Here is a 20468-nt window from a genome sequence, read left to right as displayed (position 1 = left end):
CGCGCTCGGCCGTGCGATCAGGAGCGGTAGCCGGCGGACCGGTACTCGTACTCCCGATCGTCGTCCCGGTCGTTGTGATCGCGGCTGAAGTCCCAGCCACCGGCGGCCTCGCGACCGGGGCGCCCGCCGACGGCAAAGCCGCCGATCTCCTGACCCCGACGCCAACCCCGGAAATATCCGGTGGTGTGCTCCGCTATCCGGGCCGCGTCGCGCACGATCCGCAGTGGCCGTTCGTCGCGTAGCGGCGAGCCGGGAACCAGGTTCGCCTGCGGGACCCGCCGTGGCAGACCGGCCCGCGTCTCGTCGCCGACCTGCGGTCGGGCCGCCTGTTCCGCAGCGCGCCAACCGGTGTCGGCGGTCGAGGACCACTCGACGTCGGCGTCGTCCTCCGGGTGACCGGTGAACCAGGCGGAGCGGGCCGCGGCGAAGATGAGCAGGTCGCCGTCGCCTTCGGCCACCGGGGGAGTACTCGGCTCGGTGGCGCGTCGCGCCGCCCGGGTCACCCGGGGGTTGCGCTCCGGTGCTTCGGGTTCGACCAGCCGCAGCGGCGGACCGTCCAGGTGCGGGTTGGTGTTCACACCGGCCGGCTCGCGCAGGGCACGGTCGGCCGGCTCGCGCAGGGCACGGTCGGCTGGCTCGCGCAGGGCACGGTCGGCTGGCTCGCGCAGGGCACGGTCGGCCAACGGCTGCGGCTCCACGAGCCGCAGCATCGGAGGCTCCTGCGGCAGGTCGTCCGCGAGCCAGGGCGGGGTTACCCGGCCGTCGCCGGCTCCGGTCGACGCCGGCAGGTCAAGGCCGGCCGAAGACTGCCGGTCGAACTGGTACGCCGGTTCGGCGCTCGCCGCCAGGTCCCGCCCGCCGCGCTCCCGTTCGCCCCGATCGCGCTCGACCCGGTCGTTGCGCTCGCGTTCGATTCGGCCGTAGTCGCCATGGCCCAGGGCGGCATGGCTCCGCTCCCGCTCAGCGAGGTCCCGGTCCGCACGCTCCCGGTCCGCACGCTCCCGGTCCGCACGGTCACGTTCGGCCCGGTCTTGTTCGGCACGTTCGCGGTCGGCACGTTCGCGGTCGGCACGTTCGCGGTCCGCACGCTCGTCCCGGTCGTCGCCAGGGCTGACCAGGGGCCAGTTCGCCCGGGAACCGGGCGGCGGTGTGGTGGTGTCCGGCCGGGGCGTGGGCACGGGCACGCTGAGGTCGGTAGCTCCGAACCCGTTCGTGGTGGGAGCGGACTCGCGGTTGGTCTTCGGACGCGGCACGATCGGCGTCGGACGGCGTTCGCTCCGGGCGCTGTTGATCGCGGCGGTGGTCAGGGTCGCCCGGAACGGTTCTCCCGCGTCGACGGGCGGCACGTTGCCGCTGCGCTGCACCGGGACGATCGGGGTGATGCCCGGGGGCGGCGGAGGCGGCGAGGAGACCGGCCGGTTGGCCGGCGCATCCCGCCACTGCGTGGCCGGGGCCGGGGCGGCGGGAACCGGAGTGGGCAGGTCACGCTGAGGCTGTGCCGCTGGCGCGGCGGCCGGCCGGTTCAGGCCGGGCAGCGAGGCCGCCGGTACGACCGGCTGCGGGGCCAGCGGCGGCGGTGCGATCGGCGCCGGTGCCACCGGAGGTGCGGTCATCGGCTGGGGAGTCGACGGTACGCCGCTGCCCGGGGCCGGCTGGGGCCGACTGCGCCGGCCGACCGACGGCACCGGCTGCTGGCTTGCCGGCCGTAGTACGCCGTGACTGCCGGTGCCGTGCGCACCTGCGGCCAGCGGCACGGCTTCCTCGGCGCCGCGTCGTACGGTCCGACGACCAGCCAGCGGTGCGGGGGTGGTGACCCGGGCCGCGAGCGTGGCCACCAGCGCGTCGCAGCCGGCGTCGCAGGCGCGTACCGCCGCCACGGCCTGTCGTACGGCCTCGGCCACGGCCGAGGTGACGGCCTTGTTGTTGACGGTGGCCCGGCGGGGGGTTTCGGCGATCGCCACCTGGAGCGCGGTGACCGCCTCCGAGATCTCGTTCGCCTCCGCCACGCCGTCGGCGACAAGGTGAGCGGTGATGGCGTCGACGGCAACCGCGCTCTCCCGGCCGCGACCGCCGGCGCCGGTCAGCATGCCCGGTTCGGGCAGGGCGTCGAGCACCGCGAGCGGCACCGGGTCGGCCGGGTCGGGGTAGGCGCGGAGTGCGGCGGGGTAGAGCTCGCGGAGAACCTCGCGGAGCGTCCCCGCAGCCGAGTGGCGCCCGCTGGCGAGCGCCGCGTGGGCCGCGAGTACGGGCTTGTAGCCGGCGAGGTCCCGGGGGGCCGGGAGGGTCACCGCGGAGAGTGCGCCGGCCTGAAGTGCCCGGGCCAGGCCGACGGCCCGCCGTTGGGCCGGCGAGCCCTCCATCTCCTCCTGCGACTCGTCGTCGGCGAAGCGCTCGGCGAAGTCGTCCACCGAGTCGTCGTCGGCGATCGCCAGAGGACGGCCTGCCGCGCTGAGCAGCGAGGTGACCAGGTGGTCGTCGCTGTCGGCGGCGATCGCCACACCGCTCAGTCCGCCCGAACGTTCGACGAGGAGCGCGCCGAGCTGGGCGTAGCCAGCCGGGTCGTCGCCGATCTCGCCGACGTGGAGCAGCCGGCCTGCGTCGTCAACCACAGCAGACGTCAGCGTGGATCCGGCCGAAGCCGGTCCCGCGGACAAATCCGCCGAGGCCAGACCGCAGTACACCCGCACGAGCGCCACGGCGTCGTCCTCCTCCCGAGACACAGGTGGTGTGTGCCAAAGACTGATGCTCCCTGGTGAGAGGTCAGTCGCGCCAGTCCACCGCTGCAGAGATCTTGCCGATAATCGTGCGCCAACCCAAACTTGCGGTTTGTGCCCCGATTTTCTTCAACCGGCGGCGCCCCATGAATCCGCCGAGGCCGCCGTTGGCCGTCGCACGGAGTGCCTCGTCCAGGTCATCGAGGCTGTTGCCGGTCGAGAGCATATCCAGTACGGATGGGAGCCGCAGCGCGAAGGCCAGGTCGCGGGCGACCTCGCCGGCGGAGATGAGCAGCTTCGGGTCCCAGGTGTCGTGCCCGCCGCGGAGGTTCTCCACGACCAGGTCGAGTTCGTACGAGTCTTCGCTCACGGGGGCGATATCCGCAGGCTGGACCCGTGCGACCAGGTCGTCCCAGGTGTCCAGTTCGGCCATGTCGTGCGGGGCTCCGGACAGGACGAAGCTCACCAGTGACTCGCGGCTCTTGAAGAGCAGCAGTTTGCCCCGGTGAGTGAGAAAGACCGCAACTTCTTCGGCTTCCTCATCCTCGTCTTCTTCGTCCGCTTCGTCTGCCTGGTCGTCGAGCTCTTCTTCGTCGGTCTCGTCGACGTCGTCGTCGTCGCGGAGCGCACGCCCGCGTCGGGGGTCCACTTCGCGGTCCTCGGATTCGAGGCTCTCGGCGAACTCCTCGTCGAGGAAGACGACGGTCTCCTCGTCCTCGTCTCGACGTGCCCGGGCGTGGAACGGGTCGTCGTCGTCCCGCTCGCCGATCTCGGTCGGGGTGACCTGGTTGGACATCCGGTACGCCCGAAGGGTGAAGCCGCTGCCCGAGGGGAGCGCGATCTCCAGCGGATCGATGCGTACGTCTTCCCAGAGGGCGCGGTTCGCCGGCTCGGCTACCGCGTCCTCGTCGTCGAGGTCCGGATCGTCCTCGACGGGGTCGGCTGCCGCGTCCGCCGTGCTCTCGGTCGCGGTGTCGGTGGGCCGGCTGCTCTCGTCGAACTCGGTGTCGGGTTCGTCGGCGTCGGGCCGGTGGGGCGACTGGCGGGCCACGCTGACCTCCGTGTGCACTCAAGGTTTGCGGCACCCGATCGGGGTGGGACTGTCGGGTGGGTGACTCTGCGCACACACCCTAGTCGGCCGTTCTGTGAGCCGGGTGCCGGCACCCCGTTGGCGAGGCCACCATCTATTAGTAGCCTTGCTACCTATGAAGGCCCAGGCGCTGCACGGCCATCTCGACGCACTCCTGCTTTCGGTGCTCGAAGGAGGCTCGCTGCACGGCTACGCCATCATCGAGGCGCTCAAGGTACGCAGCGGCGGCACGCTCAACCTACCCACCGGCACCATCTACCCCGCCCTGCGCCGGCTGGAGCGAGCCGGATACGTGGACAGCACCTGGAGCACCGTGAACGGGCGGGAGCGGCGGACGTACCAGCTCACCGGAGCCGGCCACCGGGCCCTGGCAGGTGAACGTACGAGCTGGCAGGAACTCAGCTCGACGGTCGGCCGTTTCCTCGGCGTCGACGGCCCCGCCGAGGTGTCAGCCTGACCGACGGCGGGCCCAGACGGTGCGCGTACGTGTCGATCATCCGGCGAGCGGCCGGAGTCGGGTCGCTCCGATGACCCGTACCGTCATCCAGGCCAACAGCCCGAAGGTCGTGTTCAGGATGATCCAGGCCGCGATCATCGGCGGCCAGGTAGCCCGCCGTCGCCGACGGAGCGCACGTTGAGGTCCGGCGGATTCCCGAGTCCCGTCCCCGACCCGTCTCAGTGTCGGGTCAGTGTGCGGAGAGGGCGAGGTAGCCGCCCTCGGCCGCCTCCTGGGTGAGCCACTGTTCCCGGTACCAGCCGGGTTGCCCGAGCAGATCCTCGTGCCGCCCACGCTGGATCACCCGTCCGCCGTCGAGGACCAGGATCTGGTCGTACCGGTCCAGGCCGCGTAGCCGGTGGGTGACCAGGAGCACGGCATGGTCGGCCGGAACCGCGCCGGTGGCCGTGACCAGCACCCGGTCGGCGGCCTCGGGGTCGAGCCCTTCGGTGGGTTCGTCCAGCACCAGCACCCGGGGGCGGGCGAGCAGGGCACGGGCCAGCGCCAGCCGTTGCCGTTGGCCACCGGAGAGCTGACCGCCGTCCTCGCCGACGACGGTGTCCCAGCCGGCCGGCTGTTGGCGTACCCAGTCGAGCAGACCGGCGGCAGCGGTCGCGGTGGCCAACTCGTCGTCGTCCGCGTCGGCCCGGCCGAGCAGCAGGTTCTCCCGTACCGTCGCGTGGAAGACGTACGCCTCGGCGAGCAGTCCGCCGACGATCCGGGGCAGTTCCTCGGGGCGGTACGCCCGTACGTCCCGCCCGTCGAGGGTGACCCGACCGCTCTCCGGTCGCACCGCCCCGGTCAGTACGCCGATCAGGGTGCTCTTGCCGGCCCCGCTCGGCCCGACCACGGCGACCCGGGAACCGGCCGGCAGTTCGAGACTCACCCGGTCGAGTGCGGCCGGTGCGCCGGCCCGGTACCGGACCGTCACCTCGTCCAGTGCGCAGCCGACGCCCTCCGTGGAGGACGCGGTCAGCCCGGCGTCGTCCTCGTTCTGGTCCTCGGCGTTCTGGTCCTCGGCCAGGAGTACGGCGACCCGGCGCAGGCCGGCACGGAGTTGGGTCCACTGGCGGGCGGCGCCGACCAGGGCCAGGGTCACCTCGACCGCGGCCAGGGTGCCGACCGCGAGTACGCCGACCAGGACTCCGTCGACCCCGGCGTGCAGGGCGGTGACGACCACGGCGGCACTCGTCGCGCCGGAGAGCAGCACCCCGAGCCCGTCGATCGCCCAACCGGCGGCGGCGAGCCGCCGTTCGAGTCCGGCCAGCTCACGGGCGCGTCCGTCGGCCCGTTCCAGGGCGGCCCGGGTGGCACCGAAGGCGGCCAGGTCGGCGGCGCCGTGGGTGAGGTCGACCGCGTCCACGGCGAGCGCGCCGCGCAGTGGGGCGACCCGGTCGGCGGTCCGCCGGGTCAGGGCGGTGGCGGCGGACGGGAGGGCCACCCCGGCGAGTAGCAGGCCGAGCGCGAGCGGCAGTGCCGCGGCCGGTGCGATGGCGGCGGTGCCGGCGATGGCGAGCAGACTCACCACGGCCGCCGCCGCGCCCGGCACCAGGACCCGCAGGAGCAGGTCCTGTACCGCCTCCACGTCGGAGACGAGCCGGCTCAGCGCGTCGCCGGTGTGCTGGTCGCTGGTCGTACGCCGGTTGGCCAGGGTGGCGAAGACCCTGGCCCGTACGTCGGTGATGATGCGCAGGGTGGCGTCGTGTCCGGCGAGCCGCTCGGTGTAGCGCAGTACGCCCCGGCCGATCGCCAGTGCCCGGACCGCGACGATCGCCACGGTGAGTACGTCCAGCGGCGGTTGCCCGGCGGCCGTGATCAGCAGCCAGGTGGCGGTGGCCATCAGGGTGAGCCCGGCGAGTTCTGTCCCGGCGGCGAGCAGCCCGGCCCCGACCAGTCGACCCAGGTACGGTCGCGCCAGCCGGAGCACCGCCCGCTCAGATCCGAGGCGTTGCCTGTCCCGCGTGCTCACACCGCCACCTCCGTCCGGCCGGCGGTGAGTTCGGTCACCCGTCCGTCCTCGACCCGGATCACCCGGTCCGCCTCGGCGAGCAGCGCCGGCCGGTGGGCGACCAGCACGGCCGTGCGACCGGCGACGAGTTGCCGGGTCGCGGCGAGTACGGCGGCCTCGGAACCGCCGTCGAGCCGGGCGGTGGGTTCGTCCAGGAGCACGATCGGCGCGTCCCGCAGGAAGGCGCGGGCCAGGGCGACCCGCTGTCGTTGTCCGCTGGAGAGGCCGTGGCCGCGTTCGCCGAGCAGGGTGTCGAGCCCGTCCGGCAGGTCCTGGAGGACGTCGTCGAGTGCGGCGGCGCTGGCGGCGGCGCGGACCGCCTCGATCGGTGCGTCGGGTTGGCCGAGGCGGATGTTGTCGGTCAGTGAGGCGGCGAAGAGGTGTGCCCGCTGTGGCACCCAGGCCAGTTGCCGGCGCCACTGCTCCAGGTCGGCGGTGGCGAGGTCGACGCCGTCGATGGTGATCCGACCGCTGGTCGGGGCGACGTTGCCGAGGAGTAGGCCGAGCAGCGTGCTCTTGCCGGCCCCGCTCGGTCCGATCACCGCGATTCGTTCACCGGGCCGGATGGTGAGCGACACGTCCCGCAGCGCGACACCGCGTTCGTACTCGACCGTCACCCCCTCGAACCGAATCTCGCCGGGAGTAAGGAAGGGCCCCTTGTTATCGGATTCCGATGTATAGGGGGCCCCTCCTAACACGGTGAGGGCGTCGTCGAGCGCGGTCAGGCCCTCCATGCTGGCGTGGAAGCGGCTGCCGGCGGTCCGCAGCGGCAGGTACGCCTCCGGGGCGAGCAGGAGTACCAGCAGCGCGGTCTGCAGGGCCAGCCCCCCGTGCAGCAGGCGCAGCCCGATCGGGACCGCGACCAGGGCGACCGAGAGGGTGGCGACCAGTTCGAGGACCAGCCCGGAGAGGAACGCGATCCGCAGCGTCTTCATGGTCGCGGCCCGGTGGCCGTCGGCCATCCGCCGGACCACGTCGACCTGGGCGCGGGCCCGGCCGAACGCACGCAGGGTCGGCAGGCCGGCGACCATGTCCAGGAAGTGCCCGCCGAGCATGCTGAGTCGGCGCCACTGCCGCTCGGTGGCGGCTTGGGCCTGCCAGCCGAGCAGCGCCCCGAAGACCGGGATGAGCGGCAGAGTGGCCGCGATGATCAGTGCGGAGCTCCAGTCCGCGAGGGTGAGCCGGGCGAGTACGGCGAGCGGCACGGTCACGCTCAGCACGAGCTGCGGCAGGTAGCCGGTGAAGTACGCGTCGAGGGCGTCCAGCCCGCGCCCGGCAAGGGTGGCGATCCGTCCGGCCTGCTGGCCGGCGAGCCAGCCGGATCCGCGTTGCCCGACCGCGTCGAGCAGGTCGGTGCGGAGCGCTGCCTTGACCGTGGCCGCCATCCGGGCCGAGACCGCGCCCTGCGCCCAGAGTACGGTTGCCCGGCCGGCGACGGCGGCGACGAATCCGACCAGCGCGGCCCGGTCGAGGTGACCGCCGGCGGCGGTGGCGAGCAGGTCGGCGAGGGTGGTCGCCTGGGCGATGACGAGCCCGGCGGCGAGGACGCCGAGGCCGCCGAGCACAGTGACGTGGCGCCGGGTCGAGGGGACCCGGCGCAGCAGCCGTGGATCGAACGGGCGGCGTCGGCTCACCAGTACACCGGCGCCCGGTTGTCGATCCGTCCGCGGAACGCCCACCAGTTCATCGCCTGAAAGCCTAATAGGGCTGGCAGCAGCGGAATCAGCAGCCAGCTCAACAGCCGCAGGGTGGGTGTGCTGGCTGCGGCGTCGATCACAGTCAGGCTGGCCGCCGGGTGGATGGAGGTGGTGGTGGCGAACTGAAGGCGGACGATCAGCAGTGCGTCCATGGCCGTCCCCCAACGCGTCGGCTCACATGTCATAACGAGCCCACAAATAGCTACGCTACCCATAGCTACTACGGGTAGTAGTAATTTAGTTTACGACATTTGGTAGTAGATGGCGAGCGGCGTTTCGTTGTCGTCCGTACGGGCAAGCCACGCCATGGACCTCGACGGACTCGGCGAAGCCGCCGACCTACAGCTCGATTCCGAGCGGACCGTGCGGTATCTCCGGGCCGGCTCCGGACCGCCACTGGTGCTGCTGCACACGATCCGGACCCAGCTCGAATACTTCGTCGACGTCATTCCGATGCTGGCGCGCAACTACACGGTGTACGTCCTGGACCTCCCCGGCCACGGCCGCTCGTCGAAGCCCACCACCGTCGAGTACGACGAGCCGTACCTGCGACGTGGCGTCATCGACACGATCACGAAGCTCGGTTTGCGCGACGTCACCGTGGTCGGTGACTCGATCGGCGCCGTACTGGCGCTCACCGTCGCCAGCGAGATGCCGCAGGCGGTCACCCGGGTCGTCGCCTCGAACCCGTACGACTACGAGACACGGTTCGCCGACGGCATACGGCGCGGCAACCGACTGGCCGACGTCATCCTCGGCGGCGTGGCGCTGCCGGTGGTCGGACCGGCGCTCGGCGCCGCCGAGAACAAGTCCGTCACCAGCCACATCATGCAGGGCGGCCTGGCGGAGGGAAAGAAGGTCCCCGAACCGCTGCTCGACGAGTTCGAGGCCACCCTCAAACGCCCCGGCTTCCACTACGTCGAACGGAACGTCTACCTGAACTGGCGCTCGTGGGGCGCCGCCCGAGACCTGTACGGGAGCATCACCGCGCCGGTGACCCTGGTCTACGGCGAACAGGACTGGTCCCGGCCCGACGAGCGGGCGCGTACGGCGCAGGCCCTGGGCGTGGAACCGATCATCCTGCCGGAGACCGGACACTTCGCCTTCCTGGAACACCCGCAGCGGCTCGCCGAGATCGTCATCGGCCACCCGGTGCCGTTGAGCTGACTGAGCTCAGGCGAAGAAGAGCGTCACCGGTAGGGCGACCAGGGTCGTCGCGACGGTCAGGCTGGCCAGGCCATGCAGCCACGGACGAGGTCCGACCACCAGCAGGCGCTGCACCCGCGCGTCCAGGTGTGCGTCGGCAAGGCCGAGGGCACCGGCCGGGGCGACCCGCGATCCGGCGGTCGCGAACCGGAGCAGGGCGTTCGCCAACGGCCCCTCCGCGTGGAGCCGCCGGGCCTTGTCGTCGGCCCGCATCTCCACCAGCAGCGCCACCGTCTCCGACGCCCGGCGCAGCCAACCCACCAGGGGTAGGGCCCGGCAGAGCGCGGTGAACGGCAGCAGCACCAGGTCGTGCCGCTCGTCGGCGTGCGCCCGCTCGTGCGTCAGCACCGCCGCGAGTTCGGACCGGTCCAGCAGGTCCAGGGTGCCGGCGCTGACCACCACCGTCGGTCGCATCCCGGGCAGGCAGTATGCCGCCGCGCTCGGGTGGTCGAGCACCAACGCACCCGGGGCGGCCGGATCGTCCCGACCGACCAGGTCCAGCAACTGCCGGTGCCGGGTCTGCGCGCGTACGGCGCTCACCAGGCCGCGTACGGTCGAGCCGAGCAGTGCGGCGGCGACCCCGAAACCGATCCCGACCAGGGCGAGCTGGGTCACCCCGAGCCCGGCCGGAAGGGTGCCGTGGAGCAGGTCGCGACCCAGGTGCAGCAGCGAGTCGGCAAGCCCCTCGCGGTACGGCGCCAGCCCGATCGACATCGGCAGCCCGATTGCGCACAGTCCGAGGGCGAGTCCGATCGCCTGCCAGGAGATGATCGCCACCCGGGGGCTGCGCCAGGTCCAGGTGGAGCGGAGCAGCACCATGGCGAGGAGATGGCACGCCACGGCCGTACCGACGAGGTGAGCGGCGTACGTCATGGCCCTAGCCCTGCCGCTCCGCGGCCTCGTCCGTCAGGGCCGCCCGCAGCACCTCGGCCTCGTTTCCGCTGACCGACCGGGCGAACCGCACCAGGGCGGCGTCCCGGCTGCCGGCCAGGTCGAGCGCGTCCAACATCAGCCGGGCGATGTGCGCCTCCCGGGTGGCCGCCGGCCGGTAACTCCAGGCCCGGCCCTCCCGCTCCCGCTCGACCATGCCCTTGCCGGCGAGCCGGTCGAGCACGGTCATCACGGTCGTGTACGCCAACTCGCGGTCGCTGAGCGCCTCGGCGACCTCCCGTACGGTGACCCCGGCGGCACTCTCCGCGCCCGCGCGTGGGGCAGCGGCCCGGTCCCAGAGGACGTCCATCACCGCACGTTCGAGGTCACCCAGTCGTGTCACGAGGCAAGCCTACTACTCGCCGTCGTAACAGCCCAGGTCCCGCCTTGGGTGGGCTCACCCGGATGGCCAGTTTTTGAGGAGGGTGTCGAGGGCGTCGAGGGTTCTGGACCAGGAGGCGTCGGCCGTACGCGGGTGGTGGCGGAAGCCGCCGGTCCGTTCGAGGCTCACGTACCCGTGGAAGGTGCTGTGCATCATGCGTACGGCGTCGGTCTGGTCGGGTTCGGAGAGTTGGTAGCCGCGCAGGATCGCCCGGGTCATCTCCGCGTGTCGGACGCCCGCGCTCGCGGCTGCGGTTTCCGGGTCGAGGTCCTGTTGCATGGCGGCGTACCTGCCGGGGTGTTGTTTCGCGTAGTCCCGGTAGGCGTTGGCGAAGGCGACCAGGGCGTCCTTGCCGGCGCGGCCGGCGAGTGAGTCGGCGACCCGGTCGGCGAGTTCTTCCAGGGCCAGCAGTGCGACCTTGACTCGCAGGTCCTGCGCGTTCTTGATGTGGGAGTAGAGGCTGGCGTCCTTGACGCCGAAGCGGCGGGCGAGTGCCGAGACGGTCACGTTCTCGAAGCCGGCCTCGTCGGCCAACTCCGCCGCCGCCAGGGTCAGGCGTTCGGTGGTCACCCCGGCACGTGCCACGTGCACCACACTCCGTACCTAGAAGTTTTAATGATTTGCCTAGGGCTTCTAGGATAACTCCTATGATGCCCGTGACCGAGCCTGCCATCCGCGCGTCCTTCGTCAACTGCACCAAGGGCGAGGCGAAGCGGCTGGGTGTGCCGAAGGATCTGGACACGCGACCCTGGGGAGACCTTGATTTTTTCGGGTGGCGGGACCCCTCCGGTGGCGAGCGGGCCTACCTGGTTGCCGAGTCCGGCGGCGGGCTCGTCGGGGTGGCGCTGCGGGCGGCACCGCAGACCAGGCAGGTGCGGCGCAGCATGTGTTCGTTGTGCCTGACCACCCACACCGGTGACGGCGTCTCGCTGATGACCGCGCGCAAGGCCGGACCGAGCGGGCGGCAGGGCAACTCCGTCGGCCTCTACATCTGCACCGACCTGGCCTGCTCGCTCTACCTGCGTGGGAAGAAGGACGCCGGCCGTCGCCTGCACGAGTCGATCACCCTGGAGGAGAAGATCGCGCGGACCATGGCCAGCCTCGACGCCTTCGTGGGGCAGGTCGCCGGCTGACCGTGGGCGGTTCTCAGACCGAGAAAACCTTTGGCGTACGGGTGACAAAGCTGGCCCAGGCCGTGCGGTCGAAGGCGAGCGTCGGCCCGTACGGGTCCTTGGAGTCGCGTACGGCAACGGCCTCGGGCAACTCGGCGATCTCGACGCAGTCCGCGTTGGTGCCGCTGCGGCTGGACTTGCGCCAGGTGGCGGCGGAGAGGTCAGGGGCGATCATCCGGGAGACTCACTCTCGCTCGTGCTCCGTTGCGACCCGCGCAACGAAGTCGACCGACTCGGTGGGGCTCAAGGCTACCGCGCCGAGCCGCTCCGCCTCCCGCCGAAAGAACGCCACCTGCGGCGCCTCCTCCAGGAAGAGCCCGGAGATCTTCTGGTCGAGATAGACCACGGACTTGTTGCGGGGGAAGTCGAAGAGCGCGAACCCGCCGTCGAGTCCGGGATGCCCGCCGACCGCGAACGGCACCACCCGCAGCGTGATGTTGGGGCGTTCCGTGGCCTCGATCAGGTGCCGGAGCTGGCGGGCCATCAGCCGAGGGCTGCCGAGCACCCGGCGCAACACCATCTCGTCAACGATCGCCAGCAGCTCCGGGGGTTGCGGGCGGGTGAGGACCGCCTGCCGGCCGAGCCGCGCTGCCACCCGGGACTGGGCGTCCGGCTCCTCGACGCCGCCGTCGCGCATCAGCACCTGGGTGTAGTCGGCGGTCTGGAGTAGGCCGGGAATCAGCAGCGGCTGCCAGTTGACGACGCTGGTGGCCTCGGCTTCGAGGCGGATCAACGTACGGGATTCGTCGGAGAGCCCACCGATCACCTCCCACCAGCCCGACTCGGCGGAGCGTTCGGCCATGCCGAGCAGGCGCCTGCGTTCGTCACCGGTCACGCCGTAGATCACCAACAGGGAAGCGACATCCTCGGCCCGGATGCCCTGGATGCCGGTCTCCATCCGGGACAGTTTCGACGCCTGCCAGTCGAGCCGGGCCGCGACCCGGCGCAGGCCGAGCTTCTTCGCCTCCCGCAGCCCGCGCAACTCGCCACCGAGCCCGCGACCGACCACTGTGGGCTGATTCGACTTCGCCATCGCGCACCCTCGCTTCCGATTTCGGTTGACCGGCCGTAACGGTGATCGACTGTTGTCGTCGCGTTGAGTATTGACAGTGATGCCCGTCGAGCGCAAGAGTTGTCAGCAACGTTGCTCGATGCCTTGATCAATAACCAACGCACCGGGAGGTCGTTGTGAACGGGACAACCTCAGCGAAATACACCCCGCCGTGGGCGCGGCCGTACGACCCGGCGAACTCGCCCGGTCCGATCGAATCGGTGCTGGAGCGCTTCCGCCGGGGTCGGCCGGAGCAGCCAGAGCCGAGCGAGGCCGAGGTGGAGGTCGGTCGCTACACGATCGTTCTGGTGCCGCCGGACGCGGCCGAGGTGCTCAGCTACGACCGCACCGACGTCGGACTGCGGATGTACCGGGACGGGGACTGGGACCACAACCCCGGCGACCTGGACGAGGCGGTCGACCTGATCGAAGCGGCCTGTGGTGAGCCGGTCAGCCTGGTCGAGCACCACTCCGACCTGACCTACTGGACCGCCCGACTCCGCGAGCTGACCGACTGATCCGCGACCAGCCGGTTCTGCGCGCGTCGCGAAAAATGAGCGGTAACGCGGTTTGTTCGTACACGTTCTTTCTTGTGGGCACACGATAGAACGTGTAGACCGAAACCGAGTTATCGCTTTCAGCGGGGCCGAGCGGCCAGGCCACGCCAAGCCAGACGAGCGTCAGACGCCCTTCGGGTGCCAGACGGTCTTCATCTCCAGGAACGATTTCATCCGCCCCAGGCCCGGATCGGCGGTCCAGTCGACCGGACCGGCAGCAGACGGGCGAAGCACCCGCTTGAGCGTGCCGGCCGCGGCCTCCTCCAACGATCGGGCCAACTCCGGGTCGGTCACCCCGGCCAGGTCGAGCGCGTTCACGTCGGCGTGCGAGGCGAGCCAGGGCGCGGTCTCGGCGGCCCGACCGGTGAGCAGGTTGACCACCCCGCCGGGCAGGTCGGAGGTGGCGAGCACCTCGGCCAGGGTGATCGCGGCCAGGGGTGCCTGCTCGGCGGCGAGCACCACCACCGTGTTGCCGGTGACGATCGCCGGGGCGATCACGCTGACCAGCCCGAGCAGTGCCGAGTCGGCCGGTGCCACGATGCCGACCACGCCGGTCTGCTCCGGGCTGGAGAGATTGAAGTACGGGCCGGCGACCGGGTTGGCGCTGCCGTACACCTGGGTGATTTTGTCGGACCAGCCGGCGTACCAGACCCAGCGGTCGATCGCCTCGTCGACCTCGGACACGCTGCACCCGAGGGCGACGAACTGGTCCCGCCGCCCCTCCAGCATCTCGGCCACCCGGTAGAGGATCTGACCCCGGTTGTACGCGGTCGCCCCCGCCCAACCCTTCACGGCAGCGCGGGCGGCCACCACCGCGTCGCGTACGTCCTTGCGGGAGGCGAGTGACACGTTCGAGTCCTGCACCAGATACGTCCGCCCCGACTCACTGCGCGGGAACTTCCCGCCGACGAAGAGCTTGTACGTCTTCCGTACCGCCAGCCGAGGGCGGTTCACCGTCTCAGACATCGAGGTACGCCTCCAGCCCGTGCCGGCCGCCCTCGCGACCGTAGCCCGACTCCTTGAACCCACCGAACGGCGAGGTCGGATCGAACTTGTTGAACGTGTTCGCCCAGACCACACCGGCGCGCAGCCGGTCGGCCATCCACAGGATCCGGGAACCCTTGTCGCTCCAGATCCCTGCCGACAGCCCGTACGGCGTGTTGTTCGCCTTCTCGACGGCTTCGGCCGGCGTGCGGAAGGTGAGCACCGACAGAACCGGCCCGAAAATCTCCTCGCGGGCGATCCGATGCGCCTGGGTGACCCCGGTGAAGATGGTCGGGGCGAACCAGAACCCACGGTCCGGCAGCTCGCACGGCGGCGACCAGCGCTCGGCCCCTTCGGCGCTGCCGACCTCGGAGAGTTCCCGGATCCGGTCGAGCTGCGCGGCCGAGTTGATCGCGCCGATGTCGGTGTTCTTGTCCAGCGGGTCACCGACCCGCAGCCGGGCCATCCGCCGCTTCAGCGACTCCAGCACCGGCTCGTAGACCGACTCCTGGACCAGCAGCCGCGACCCGGCGCAGCAGACGTGCCCCTGGTTGAAGAAGATGCCGTTGACGATCCCCTCGACCGCCTGGTCGATCGGGGCGTCGTCGAAGACGATGTTGGCGGCCTTGCCACCCAACTCCAGGGTGAGCTTCTTGTGGCTGCCGGCGACCGTGCGGGCGATCGACCGCCCCACCTCGGTCGAACCGGTGAACGCGACCTTGTCCACACCCTCGTGCTCGACCAGGGCCCGGCCGGTCTCCCCGGCGCCGGTGACGATGTTGACCACGCCCGGCGGCAGGTCGGCCTGCTGGCAGATCTCGGCGAAGAGGAGCGCGGTCAGCGGGGTCGTCTCCGCCGGCTTCAGCACCACCGTGTTGCCGGCGGCGAGCGCCGGGGCGATCTTCCAGGCCAGCATCAGCAGCGGGAAGTTCCACGGGATGACCTGGCCGGCCACGCCGACCGGGCGCGGGTCCGGGCCGAAGCCGGCGTGGGTCAGCTTGTCCGCCCAGCCGGCGTAGTAGAAGAAGTGCGCCGCGACCAGCGGAATGTCGGTGTCGCGGGACTCCCGGATCGGCTTGCCGTTGTCCAGCGACTCCAGCACCGCCAGCTCACGGGAACGCTCCTGGATGATCCGGGCGATCCGGTACAGGTACTTCGCCCGGTCCCGGCCCGACATCGGACCCCAGACCTTCTTGTACGCCTTGCGTGCCGCGCGTACCGCCCGGTCCACGTCGCCGGGGCCGGCCTCGGCAACCTCGGCGAGCACCTCCTCGGTGGCCGGGTTGATCGACTTGAAGCTGCCACCATCGGTCGGGTCGACGAACGTGCCGTCGATGAAGAGGCCGTACGACGGCCGCAGGTCCACCACGGCCCGGGACTCCGGCGCGGGCGCGTACTCGAAGACAGCCATGATCAGTCCAGGGTGAAGTAGTCGGGACCGGAGTAGGTGCCGGTCGTCAGCTTGGTGCGCTGCATCAGCAGGTCGTTGAGGAGCGTCGAGGCGCCGAACCGGAACCAGTCCGGATCCAACCAGTCCTCGCCGGCGGTCTCGTTGACCATGACCAGATACTTGATCGCGTCCTTGGTGGTACGGATTCCACCGGCCGGCTTGACCCCGACCTGGCGACCCGTCGCGTCCCGGAAGTCGCGGACCGCCTCCAGCATCACCAACGTCACCGGCAGCGTGGCGGCGACCGGGACCTTGCCGGTGGAGGTCTTGATGAAGTCCCCGCCGGCCAGCATCGCCAGCCACGAGGCCCGCCGTACGTTGTCGTACGTGGCCAGCTCGCCGGTCTCCAGGATCACCTTCAGGTGGGCGTCGCCGCAGGCCGCCTTCACCGCCACGATCTCGTCGTAGACCTCGCGGTAGCGGCCGGAGAGGAACGCCCCCCGGTTGATCACCATGTCGATCTCGTCGGCGCCGGCCGCGACCGCCGCCTCGGTGTCGGCGAGCTTCACCGAAAGCGGGGCCTGCCCCGACGGGAACGCGGTCGCCACGCTCGCCAGGTGCACACCGGAGCCGGCCAACGCCTCGGCGGCCACCGGGACCATCGCCGGATAGACACAGACGGCGGCGACCGCGGGGCAGGACGGGTCGGCCGGGTCGGGCCGCCGTGCCTTCGCGCTCAGCGCGCGTACCTTGCCCGGGGTGTCGGCCCCTTCGAGCGTGGTCAGATCGACCATGCGGATCGCCAGATCGATCGCCCACGCCTTGGACGTGGTCTTGATCGAGCGGGTGCCGAGCATCGCTGCCCGTTGTTCCGCGCCGACCTGGTCGACGCCGGGCAGTCCGTGCAGGAAGGTACGCAGCGCGGCCTCGGACCGCCCCAGCTCGGAGAGGTCGGACCACGCCGACGTCGTTGTCGCCGTCATGGCGGCAAGTCTACGCACCCGCGCGTCGCTGTGATCTTGCCCACTGTTGGGACCGGACCGCCAGACTTCACCGCCCTGTCGAACCAGCGACATCCGTTGTTGGCACCGAACCCCCACCGTCCTCGGCGTGCGAGCAGTGCACTTCACCGATACTTACCTGCCCCGTCGCGACGGGGTGGTCAGCTCCATCCGCACCCTCGTGCGGGCGCTGGCCGACCGGGGGCACCCCGGCCTCACCGTCGTGCCCCGCCACCCCGGCCAGGCCGGCGAGCCCGACCTGATGCGGTTACGGGCGCTGCCCTGCGGGGTCGCCGACCTCCGGCTCTCCCCGTGGCTGCTGCACGGTGGCGCCGCCGCCGGCACCATCGCCGAGATCGCCGCCAGCGCACCCGAGGTCGTGCACGTGCACACCCCCGGCCCCGTCGGGCTGCTCGGCGTACTCACCGCCCGGCGGCTCGGACTGCCGCTGGTCCAGACGTACCACACCGACCTGCACGCGTACGTCGACGCGTACAAGGTACCGACCAGGGCACTACGCGGAGCCGTCCGGCTCTACGCCCACCGGCTCGGCGTACCCCGCCCACCGGTCCGGCCCGAGCCGGCCCCGGGTGCCGCCGCACCATCGCGCCGGGCACCGGCCGCCAGCCACCGCAGAGCCGCCCTCGACGCCACCAACCTGCTCCTGCTCGGCGACGCCGACGCGGTCGTGGTGCCGACCCGGGCCGTACTCGACCGGATCAGCCTGCCCGTCCCCGACGACCGGGTCTTCCTCGTGCCCACCGGAGTCGCCCCCTGCCGTACCTCCCCGACCGAGGTCGCCGCCTTCCGCGCCGACAACGGCATCGACCCGGCCGACAAGGTGATCCTCTTCGTCGGCCGGGTCAACCGGGAAAAGGGCGTCGACCTTCTGATCAACTCCTTCGCCGAACTGCTCGCCGGCTGCCCTCGCGCCCGGTTGGTGCTGGTCGGCGCGATCTACGAGCCCCGCTGGCTCGCCGAACTCCTGCGTCTCGTCGGCCCGGCGGTCGCCGACCGGATCACCGTCGTCGGGCAGCAACCGCCGGCAGTGGTGGCTGCCGCGTACGGGGCCGCCGAGGTGCTCGCCTTCCCCTCCGGCACCGACACCCAGGCACTCGTCCTCCAGGAAGCCGCACTCGCCGGCGTACCCGCGGTCCTGGTCGACCCGGTCCTGCACCAGCATGGGCCGCTCGCCGGAGCCGCCGACTGCGCCGCCCCCACCACCACCGGCTTCGCCGCCGCCCTGCTCCGCCTCCTCACCGACCCCGCCGCCGCCCGGCGACTCGGCCAACTCGCCGCCGACCGGGCCGCCGGACACACCCCCGAGCGGTACGCCGACGCGATCTGCGACGTCTATGCACACGCCGCCCGACGACACGCGCAAACCACCAGAAGACAAGCCGAATGGGCAGGTCGACCCGGCCCCGCCCAGCCGGTCCACGCATTCGGTAGGTTGAGCGATCGTGGACGTACTCGTCGTTGACCATCCTGTCGCCCAGACGCGGCTCACCGCGATGCGCGATGCCCGTACCGACGCGGCGTCGTTCCGCGCCGCCCTACACGAACTCACCACCACCCTGGTGTACGAGGCCGCGCGCTCCTTCCCGATCGAGCGGTACCCGATCCAGACCCCCGTCGCCCAGACCGACGGCACCCGGCTCGCCAACCCGCCGCTGCTCGTACCCGTGCTCCGCGCCGGCCTCGGCATGGCCGACTCCGCCCTCGCCCTGCTCCCCGAGTCGTCGATGGGCTTCGTCGGGCTCGCCCGCGACGAGCACACCTTCGAACCGCGCGCCTACATGGAGTCGCTGCCCCGGGACCTGACCGGACGCCCGGTGCTGGTACTCGACCCGATGCTCGCCACCGGCGGATCGTTGGAGCACTGCTGCCGGCTCCTCGCCGAACGGGGCTGCACCGACATCACCGTCATCTGCGTGCTCGCCGCCCCCGACGGCATCGCCCGGCTGGAGCAGACCGGCCTGCCGCTGCGCCTGGTCACCGCTGCCATCGACGAACAGCTCGACGAGCGCAAGTTCATCGTTCCCGGCCTCGGCGACGCCGGCGACCGCCAGTTCGGCGGCATGCCCCGTTTCTGAGCCTCGCTCCGCTACCCGGGCCTCGCTCCGCTCGGCTGGCTCGCTCCGCTACCTGGGCCTCGCTCCGCTCGGCTGGCTCGCTCCGCTACCTGGGCCTCGCTCCGCTCGGCTGGCTCGCTCCACTTCGCGCCGCCCAGTGCGGCGTCTTCGCCTGCGGGCGACGACGGCTTCGCCGCGTCGTCCTCGGCTCCAGACGCCGCGGCGGCGCTCGGTCGACTCGCGCGGGTGGTTGGCGCCGGCTTCGCCGGCGCGGCTCGCTCCGCTTCGCGTTCGGTGTTAGGAAGGGGCCCTTCCTATACAGAAAACGATAATAAGGGGCCCTTCCTTACGCGGAGGTGGTCCAGGGGCCGGGGGTGCCGTGGTGGAAGGGTTGGGAGCCGTGGAAGACCCTCGGGTGGTCGGCGAAGACCAGGGGTAGGAAATTGTGGTCGCTGGGCCACATGGGCACGGCGCCGCTGAGGATGTCGGACAGGTCGGTCCAGATCAGGGTGCCCTCCGGGCAGCGCTCGTACGGGACGCCGGACCAGTCCGGGATCCGGAACAGGAAGCCGAACCAGTTTTCGCCGTTGCGGCCGAAGCCGGGCCAGGAGATGGTGCCGGCGAGTTCCACGGTCCGGCATTCGAGGCCGGCTTCCTCACGGATCTCCCGCCGCATGCCGGCGACCACGTCCTCACCGGGTTCGAGTTTGCCGCCGAGCCCGTTGTAGTAGCCGTAGTGCAGGTCGTCGGGGCGGGTGTCCCGGCGGATCATCAGCACCCGGCGACGGTCGGCGGAGAGTACGTAGCCCAGGGTGGCGAGAATGGCCTGCACCCGGGCCACCTTACGGCGGGCACTGTCGGTCGTGGCCGAGCCCGTCGGCGGGTGGGGTTTCGCGTGGCGGGGCGAGGGCACCTGCACGATGGTGCGGAAACCGACTACCGTTTCGGGCCATGACAGGTGTGGCGCTGGCCGAAGAGTTGCTGTTGCTCGCGTACGACGACGAGTCGGGGAAGGCCACCGGGTCGCGGATCGGGCTCGACCTGGGGATGGCCGCCGGGGTACTGGTGGAACTGGCGCTGGCCGGTCGGGTCGCGTACGACAACGACTCGATCGTGGTGAGCGACCCGACACCGACCGGGAACCCGATCACGGACGAGGTGTTGGGGCGGATGGCCGGTGACGGCCCGCTTCCGCCGGCCTCCTGGGTGCAGCGGCTCCGGCACGGGCTGCGGGACCGGATCCTGGCCGACCTGGTGGGTCGGGGCGTGGTCCGGGACGTCGACGAGACCGCGCTCGGGCACATCCACGTGCACCGGTACCCGGCGGTCGACGCGACGGTGGAGGCGGAGATCCGGGGCCGGTTGGCGGTGGCGCTCACCGGCGAGCAGGCGCCGGACGAGCGTACGGCGGCACTCGCCGCCCTGGTCGCGGCGACCCGGATGGAACCGAGTCTGGGCTTGTCTGGTGCGGCCCTCGCGGACGCGCACCGGCGGCTGGCGGAGATTGCCGGTGGTGCCGGCTTCACCGGTGAGGTGAGCCTGGAGGAGTCGACGGTCCGTCCGTCGGTGGCCCTGGTGATCGAGGCCCTGGCCGACGCCATCGACGCGGCGCTGGGCGCCCGGCGCTGACCGCTCCGGCCCTGGTGCTGACCTATCCGCCGGGGTGCGGGGCTGGAGCCGCTGCCGGGCGAGGATCCAGCGGGGCTGGAACCGGC

The 20468-nt window shown here is 71.5% G+C and carries 21 protein-coding genes; 7 read left to right on the top strand and 14 right to left on the bottom strand.

The features are described 5' to 3' along the window. Window positions 1–17 precede the first annotated feature (17 nt). Both ACIBF5_RS14085 and ACIBF5_RS14080 read right to left on the bottom strand, forming a co-directional pair. Window positions 18–2720 (bottom strand): transposase, encoded by a 2703-nt coding sequence (locus ACIBF5_RS14085; RefSeq protein ID WP_396811493.1) that lies wholly within the window; start codon window positions 2718–2720, stop codon window positions 18–20. Between the two features lie 40 nt (window positions 2721–2760). Then, entirely contained in the window at window positions 2761–3765 is a 1005-nt protein-coding gene (locus tag ACIBF5_RS14080) for a DNA primase (RefSeq protein WP_396811491.1), read from the bottom strand. A 154-nt stretch (window positions 3766–3919) separates the two neighbouring features. Between ACIBF5_RS14080 and ACIBF5_RS14075 the strand changes: the two genes are divergently transcribed. Then, complete coding sequence (locus ACIBF5_RS14075; RefSeq protein ID WP_396811489.1) at window positions 3920–4261, top strand: PadR family transcriptional regulator; 342 nt, start codon at window positions 3920–3922, stop codon at window positions 4259–4261. A 229-nt stretch (window positions 4262–4490) separates the two neighbouring features. Here ACIBF5_RS14075 and cydC read toward each other — a convergent pair whose 3' ends face one another. The 3 genes from cydC to ACIBF5_RS14060 are packed head-to-tail and all read right to left on the bottom strand — an operon-like array spanning window position 4491 to window position 8157. Then, window positions 4491–6269 (bottom strand): thiol reductant ABC exporter subunit CydC, encoded by a 1779-nt coding sequence (gene cydC / locus ACIBF5_RS14070; protein ID WP_396811488.1) that lies wholly within the window; start codon window positions 6267–6269, stop codon window positions 4491–4493. Beyond that, window positions 6266–7942, bottom strand: coding sequence for a thiol reductant ABC exporter subunit CydD (gene cydD, locus ACIBF5_RS14065; protein ID WP_396811487.1), 1677 nt, complete (start codon window positions 7940–7942; stop codon window positions 6266–6268). The genes cydC and cydD overlap by 4 nt, the downstream gene beginning before the upstream one ends. Further along, window positions 7939–8157 (bottom strand): hypothetical protein, encoded by a 219-nt coding sequence (locus ACIBF5_RS14060; RefSeq protein ID WP_396811486.1) that lies wholly within the window; start codon window positions 8155–8157, stop codon window positions 7939–7941. Before ACIBF5_RS14060 ends, cydD begins: the two co-directional genes overlap by 4 nt. A gap of 109 nt (window positions 8158–8266) precedes the next feature. Here ACIBF5_RS14060 and ACIBF5_RS14055 point away from each other — a divergent pair, with 109 nt between their 5' ends. Then, complete coding sequence (locus ACIBF5_RS14055; RefSeq protein WP_396811484.1) at window positions 8267–9172, top strand: alpha/beta fold hydrolase; 906 nt, start codon at window positions 8267–8269, stop codon at window positions 9170–9172. A 6-nt stretch (window positions 9173–9178) separates the two neighbouring features. Here the strand turns inward: ACIBF5_RS14055 and ACIBF5_RS14050 are convergent, their stop codons facing one another. From ACIBF5_RS14050 to ACIBF5_RS14040, 3 genes are read right to left on the bottom strand one after another with little or no spacing between them, the layout of a single operon-like run. Next, entirely contained in the window at window positions 9179–10084 is a 906-nt protein-coding gene (locus tag ACIBF5_RS14050; protein WP_396811482.1) for a M56 family metallopeptidase, read from the bottom strand. 4 nt (window positions 10085–10088) lie between these two features. Then, on the bottom strand, window positions 10089–10484 hold the full coding sequence (locus ACIBF5_RS14045) for a BlaI/MecI/CopY family transcriptional regulator (RefSeq protein ID WP_396811480.1): 396 nt from the start codon (window positions 10482–10484) through the stop codon (window positions 10089–10091). Window positions 10485–10538: 54 nt separating this feature from the next. Continuing rightward, the gene (locus tag ACIBF5_RS14040) at window positions 10539–11114 is read right to left on the bottom strand and encodes a TetR/AcrR family transcriptional regulator (RefSeq protein ID WP_396811478.1); all 576 of its coding nucleotides are present in this window, start codon (window positions 11112–11114) and stop codon (window positions 10539–10541) included. Between the two features lie 59 nt (window positions 11115–11173). On the opposite strand from ACIBF5_RS14040, the gene ACIBF5_RS14035 reads away from it, so the two are divergent. Beyond that, window positions 11174–11656 (top strand): FBP domain-containing protein, encoded by a 483-nt coding sequence (locus ACIBF5_RS14035; RefSeq protein ID WP_396811686.1) that lies wholly within the window; start codon window positions 11174–11176, stop codon window positions 11654–11656. A 13-nt stretch (window positions 11657–11669) separates the two neighbouring features. Here the strand turns inward: ACIBF5_RS14035 and ACIBF5_RS14030 are convergent, their stop codons facing one another. Beyond that, on the bottom strand, window positions 11670–11870 hold the full coding sequence (locus ACIBF5_RS14030; protein ID WP_396811476.1) for a DUF397 domain-containing protein: 201 nt from the start codon (window positions 11868–11870) through the stop codon (window positions 11670–11672). A 9-nt stretch (window positions 11871–11879) separates the two neighbouring features. Further along, on the bottom strand, window positions 11880–12728 hold the full coding sequence (locus tag ACIBF5_RS14025) for a helix-turn-helix domain-containing protein (RefSeq protein ID WP_396811474.1): 849 nt from the start codon (window positions 12726–12728) through the stop codon (window positions 11880–11882). Between the two features lie 155 nt (window positions 12729–12883). Here ACIBF5_RS14025 and ACIBF5_RS14020 point away from each other — a divergent pair, with 155 nt between their 5' ends. Next, the gene (locus ACIBF5_RS14020) at window positions 12884–13264 is read left to right on the top strand and encodes a hypothetical protein (RefSeq protein ID WP_396811472.1); all 381 of its coding nucleotides are present in this window, start codon (window positions 12884–12886) and stop codon (window positions 13262–13264) included. A gap of 162 nt (window positions 13265–13426) precedes the next feature. Here ACIBF5_RS14020 and ACIBF5_RS14015 read toward each other — a convergent pair whose 3' ends face one another. The 3 genes from ACIBF5_RS14015 to deoC are packed head-to-tail and all read right to left on the bottom strand — an operon-like array spanning window position 13427 to window position 16660. After that, window positions 13427–14269: an aldehyde dehydrogenase family protein gene (locus ACIBF5_RS14015; RefSeq protein WP_396811471.1), complete on the bottom strand. Its 843-nt coding sequence runs from the start codon at window positions 14267–14269 to the stop codon at window positions 13427–13429. After that, window positions 14262–15698 (bottom strand): aldehyde dehydrogenase family protein, encoded by a 1437-nt coding sequence (locus ACIBF5_RS14010; protein WP_396811469.1) that lies wholly within the window; start codon window positions 15696–15698, stop codon window positions 14262–14264. Before ACIBF5_RS14010 ends, ACIBF5_RS14015 begins: the two co-directional genes overlap by 8 nt. A 2-nt stretch (window positions 15699–15700) precedes the next feature. Continuing rightward, the gene (gene deoC / locus ACIBF5_RS14005; protein ID WP_396811467.1) at window positions 15701–16660 is read right to left on the bottom strand and encodes a deoxyribose-phosphate aldolase; all 960 of its coding nucleotides are present in this window, start codon (window positions 16658–16660) and stop codon (window positions 15701–15703) included. 127 nt (window positions 16661–16787) lie between these two features. Here deoC and ACIBF5_RS14000 point away from each other — a divergent pair, with 127 nt between their 5' ends. Together ACIBF5_RS14000 and upp are read left to right on the top strand one after the other, a co-directional pair. Next, window positions 16788–18161: a glycosyltransferase gene (locus ACIBF5_RS14000; protein WP_396811465.1), complete on the top strand. Its 1374-nt coding sequence runs from the start codon at window positions 16788–16790 to the stop codon at window positions 18159–18161. Then, window positions 18142–18774 carry a uracil phosphoribosyltransferase gene (gene upp, locus ACIBF5_RS13995; protein ID WP_121157186.1) on the top strand — a complete coding sequence of 211 codons (633 nt, stop codon included), beginning with the start codon at window positions 18142–18144 and terminating at the stop codon, window positions 18772–18774. Before ACIBF5_RS14000 ends, upp begins: the two co-directional genes overlap by 20 nt. A 325-nt stretch (window positions 18775–19099) precedes the next feature. On the opposite strand, the gene ACIBF5_RS13990 is transcribed toward upp, so the two are convergent. Further along, window positions 19100–19585 carry an NUDIX hydrolase gene (locus ACIBF5_RS13990; protein ID WP_396811463.1) on the bottom strand — a complete coding sequence of 162 codons (486 nt, stop codon included), beginning with the start codon at window positions 19583–19585 and terminating at the stop codon, window positions 19100–19102. A 119-nt stretch (window positions 19586–19704) separates the two neighbouring features. Here ACIBF5_RS13990 and ACIBF5_RS13985 point away from each other — a divergent pair, with 119 nt between their 5' ends. Beyond that, the gene (locus tag ACIBF5_RS13985; RefSeq protein WP_396811461.1) at window positions 19705–20382 is read left to right on the top strand and encodes a GPP34 family phosphoprotein; all 678 of its coding nucleotides are present in this window, start codon (window positions 19705–19707) and stop codon (window positions 20380–20382) included. The last annotated feature ends 86 nt before the right edge of the window (window positions 20383–20468 follow it).

It is taken from the genome of Micromonospora sp. NPDC050417, assembly GCF_044458865.1.
In the GTDB taxonomy this organism is placed as follows: domain Bacteria; phylum Actinomycetota; class Actinomycetes; order Mycobacteriales; family Micromonosporaceae; genus Micromonospora_G.
Note: the sequence above shows the minus strand (reverse complement) of the source record. Positions and strands in the feature narration are given on the sequence as shown.

Coding starts and splice junctions, on each gene's coding strand:
- ACIBF5_RS14075 (WP_396811489.1), top strand. CDS start 3,920: ATGAAGGCCCAGGCGCTGCACGGCCATCTCGACGCACTCCTGCTTTCG.
- ACIBF5_RS14060 (WP_396811486.1), bottom strand. CDS start 8,157: ATGGACGCACTGCTGATCGTCCGCCTTCAGTTCGCCACCACCACCTCC.
- ACIBF5_RS14055 (WP_396811484.1), top strand. CDS start 8,267: ATGGCGAGCGGCGTTTCGTTGTCGTCCGTACGGGCAAGCCACGCCATG.
- ACIBF5_RS14050 (WP_396811482.1), bottom strand. CDS start 10,084: ATGACGTACGCCGCTCACCTCGTCGGTACGGCCGTGGCGTGCCATCTC.
- ACIBF5_RS14035 (WP_396811686.1), top strand. CDS start 11,174: ATGCCCGTGACCGAGCCTGCCATCCGCGCGTCCTTCGTCAACTGCACC.
- ACIBF5_RS14030 (WP_396811476.1), bottom strand. CDS start 11,870: ATGATCGCCCCTGACCTCTCCGCCGCCACCTGGCGCAAGTCCAGCCGC.
- ACIBF5_RS14025 (WP_396811474.1), bottom strand. CDS start 12,728: ATGGCGAAGTCGAATCAGCCCACAGTGGTCGGTCGCGGGCTCGGTGGC.
- ACIBF5_RS14015 (WP_396811471.1), bottom strand. CDS start 14,269: ATGTCTGAGACGGTGAACCGCCCTCGGCTGGCGGTACGGAAGACGTAC.
- ACIBF5_RS14010 (WP_396811469.1), bottom strand. CDS start 15,698: ATGGCTGTCTTCGAGTACGCGCCCGCGCCGGAGTCCCGGGCCGTGGTG.
- deoC (WP_396811467.1), bottom strand. CDS start 16,660: ATGACGGCGACAACGACGTCGGCGTGGTCCGACCTCTCCGAGCTGGGG.
- ACIBF5_RS13985 (WP_396811461.1), top strand. CDS start 19,705: ATGACAGGTGTGGCGCTGGCCGAAGAGTTGCTGTTGCTCGCGTACGAC.